The 3851-nt window shown below is 39.3% G+C and carries 2 protein-coding genes and 1 pseudogene; 1 reads left to right on the top strand and 2 read right to left on the bottom strand.

What is annotated here, in order from left to right; translation table 11 throughout:
• Positions 1–473 (top strand): annotated as a pseudogene (locus VNZ46_RS27190) (biotin synthase); the annotation flags it as partial.
• A gap of 364 nt (positions 474–837) precedes the next feature.
• Here the strand turns inward: VNZ46_RS27190 and lon are convergent.
• The gene (gene lon, locus VNZ46_RS27185) at positions 838–3240 is read right to left on the bottom strand and encodes an endopeptidase La (protein ID WP_325564472.1); all 2403 of its coding nucleotides are present in this window, start codon (positions 3238–3240) and stop codon (positions 838–840) included.
• A gap of 261 nt (positions 3241–3501) precedes the next feature.
• On the bottom strand, positions 3502–3851 hold a 350-nt coding region (locus VNZ46_RS27180), incomplete at its 5' end, for an outer membrane beta-barrel protein (RefSeq protein WP_325564470.1).

The raw sequence follows: 3851 nt of genomic DNA, 5'->3' as shown, positions 1-3851 counted from the left end.
ATGTCCGAAAAGCAGGCATAAGTGTTTGTTGTGGAGGTATAATCGGTCTGGGTGAAACACATGAGGACCGGATAAATATGCTTTGTACACTGGCAACCCTTCCGGAACACCCTGAAAGTTTACCTATTAACGCACTGGTAAGGATCAAAGGAACTCCCCTCGAGAATAATCCAAGGGTCGAAATCTGGGATATGATAAGAATGATTGCAACCGCAAGGATTTTAATGCCCAAATCCATGGTAAGATTAAGTGCCGGTCGCGCTGAAATGAGTATTCCTGAGCAAGCTTTTTGTTTTATGGCGGGAGCCAATTCAATATTTGCCGGAGATAAACTTCTAACTACACCTAATCCCTCATTTGAAGAAGATAATGCCATGTTTTCATTGCTCGGATTGGATGCTATGCCGGCTTTTAAAAGCTTAAAGCCTAACACTCAAAGCCTAAAACTAAATGTGGAAAATGTAAAAAATTAAAATCTTAATTATATTCCACAAATAAAAAAGTTTTGGGCTTTGGCTTTAAGCTTAAGAAAGGCTTAAAACAAGAATTCCTCCATAGAAATGGAGGAACTTTTTTTAACCCTTAAAACAACCAACATGAAAATCTTTGTGGTTGTAATTATAACGTAAGGATTATCCAATGGTTTAATCCAGTTTTGTGAAAGACCTGTTAATAAACCCAAAGTTTAGGGTCTAAAGCCTAAAGCTCAAAACTTCTTATTGGATGCCTGAGTAATTTCAATTTCTTAATTGCACATTATCAATAAAAATTCCATTTTTATTTCTCTCATATCCACAATTCCTCATTTACCTCATTAAAAAGCTTTGGGCTTTAAGTTTATACAAGCGCCAGATCCAAAACCTGTTGCATGGTTTTCACATAATGAAATTTCAGTCCCTTGATGAAATTAGAATCTATTTCACTGATATCTTTTTCATTTTGCCAGCATAAAATCACTTCCTTAATGCCGGCTCTTCTTGCCGCAAGAATTTTTTCCTTGATCCCACCAACTGGTAATACCTGTCCGCGCAATGTGATTTCACCGGTCATCGCCAGGTAAGGTTTTATCTTTTTGCCCGTAATAGCAGAAGCAAGTGAACTCATCATGGTGATACCGGCACTGGGCCCGTCTTTTGGTGTACCTCCTTCGGGAACGTGGATATGCAGGGTTTTCTTGGCAAAAATATCCGGGTTCAACCCATATTTTTTTGCATTAGACTGTAAATAAGTCAGTGCGGTGGTTGCACTTTCTTTCATCACATTGCCAAGGTTTCCGGTAAGTTTGAGCTCACCCTTTCCATCACTTATACTGGTTTCAATAAAAAGAATATCACCACCTACATAGGTCCAGGCAAGCCCTACAGCAACACCCGGCATATTGGCTACTTTATAGAGGTCATTATTATATCTCGGCTTACCCAAGACTTTCTCGATATCTTTTTCTGTAATGGATGCTTTAAGCCTGGACTTAAAGGCGAATTCCTTTGCTTCATAACGCATGATGGATGCAAGCTGCCTGTCTAAATCCCTGACCCCGCTCTCCCTTGTATAATCTGAAATGATTTTACCAAGATTCTTATCGGACAATCTGAGTGGCATTCCTTTTAAACCATGTGCTTCTTTTTGTTTGGGAATAAGATGCCGCTTGGCAATCTCAATTTTTTCTTCGATTGCATACCCACTAAGATCAATGATCTCGATTCGGTCGCGTAAAGCTGGCTGAATATGACCGATATCATTTGCAGTTGCTACGAATAAAACCCGGCTGAGATCATATTCAAGTTCAAGGTAATTGTCATAGAAAGTATTATTCTGCTCAGGATCCAGAACTTCGAGGAGTGCTGAAGAAGGATCTCCCCGAAAATCAGTTCCGACTTTATCAATTTCATCCAGGATCATGACCGGATTAGAAGATTTTACTTTCCGCAATGACTGTAAAATTCTTCCAGGCATGGCCCCAATATAAGTTTTACGATGACCCCTAATTTCGCTCTCATCATGCAGTCCTCCAAGACTGATGCGCACATATTTACGCCCGATGGCATTGGCAATACTTTTACCAAGGGAAGTTTTCCCTATACCAGGAGGACCAACAAAACAAAGTATAGGGCTTTTCATATCTCCCTTGAGTTTTAATACAGCAAGATATTCAAGGATTCTTTCCTTTACTTTCTTCATCCCGTAATGATCCTGATCCAGCACTTTCGAAGCTTTCTTCAGGTCATACTGGTCGTCAGTATATTCGTTCCAGGGTAAATCCAACATCAGGTCCAGATGGTTATACACAATGGAATAGTCCGGTGTACTTGGATGCATACGCTCGAGCTTCTCAATCCCCTTTTTAAATATTTCTTTTGCTGCCTGCGGCCATTTTTTTGATTCAGCTTTTTTTTGCATTTCGCGCAACTCGCGTTCATTACTGTCGCCTCCGAGTTCATCTTTTATACTCTTAAGCTGTTGTTGTAAAAAATAATCGCGTTGTTGTTTGTCGAGTTCCGTTTTAGTTTTATTGGTGAGTTTATTTTTTAATTCGGCAAACTGCAGTTCTTTCTGCAGCAATTGCATCAGGAGATCCGCGCGGGATCTGATATGATCTGTTGACAGCAGTTCCTGTTTATCAGTCAGCTCTGAATTTAGGTTGCTTGAAATAAAATGGATCAGAAAGGAAGGGTTTTCAATATTTTTCAGTATGATAGATGCTTCAGTTGGAATATTTGGTGAAAGCTGAATAATCTGAGCGGCAAGGTCTTTGATATTGGAAACATAGGCTTCAAAATCCTGGTCCTTCGGCGCTTCTTCTTCCTGAAGCAGGACTACTTGTGCTTTAAAATAAGGATCATCAGTAGTTATAGCACCCACTTTAAACCTTCTCTTTCCCTGGAGAATGACGGTTGTGCCGCCATCCGGCATTTTAATTACTTTGATAATACGGGCGATGGTTCCGACAGCAACCAATTCATCCAGTGAAGGATCTTCCACACTGCTGTCTTTTTGTGCCAAAACGCCGATCAATTTGTCAGTCTTATAAGCATCATTTACCGCTTTTATGCTTTTATCCCTACCTACGGTTATCGGGAGCACAACCCCAGGAAAAAGTACGGTATTCCTTAATGGAAGGATGGGAATTTCTTTGGGAATTTCTGTGTCTGCCAGGTTATCATGTTCTGTCTCGTTTATAGGAATAATGGGCATAAAATCCATTTCCTGTTCGCTTCGCTGAAAAAAGAGTTTATCGTTCATATTTATAAAGGGGTGACAAAATAACACCTCTTTGGGAATTATCCTATCTTTTTATAGTTGAACCCCTTAGGCTCAAGTTTGGTGCCATCCTTTCAATCTTAAAGCCCAAAGCCCAAAGCCTAAAACAGGGCTTAGAATTTAGTCTCCGTAAATATCCTTTCTCGTTTTGCAAAAAAAGTCCTCTCGCAATAAATTACGAGAGGACTTTTACATATTCAGAAGTTTCAGGCTTTGAGCCTTAGGCTTTAAGCTTCGTAAGAATTATAAAATCCGGAATCCAATATAAAGTTGAAAATTTTGGTTTTTCCATGTATCGACGCTTGTCACATTATCGATGTTGGTTATTCCGGATATATACCGGGCACCTGCTTTAAACCCTCCTAAATTTAACTGCGCACCACCAACGATAGAAAAATCACCAGATTTAAATGCATTTGAGGCATTAGATGTTATATTCTGGCTCGTATTCATTAGAATTCCGAATTGCGGACCTACCTGAATGCTGAGTATAGGAATAATTTTATAGGATAATAATATCGGAATATTTAAATAATTCAAATTTACACTTGTACTATTAAAGCCCTGTTCATAAACTTCGTTAAAATTACTCG

The organism is Pedobacter sp., from assembly GCF_035566355.1.
Lineage (GTDB): Bacteria > Bacteroidota > Bacteroidia > Sphingobacteriales > Sphingobacteriaceae > Pedobacter.
This window is presented reverse-complemented; position numbering and strand designations above follow the sequence as displayed.

Coding starts and splice junctions, on each gene's coding strand:
- lon (WP_325564472.1), bottom strand. CDS start 3,240: ATGAACGATAAACTCTTTTTTCAGCGAAGCGAACAGGAAATGGATTTT.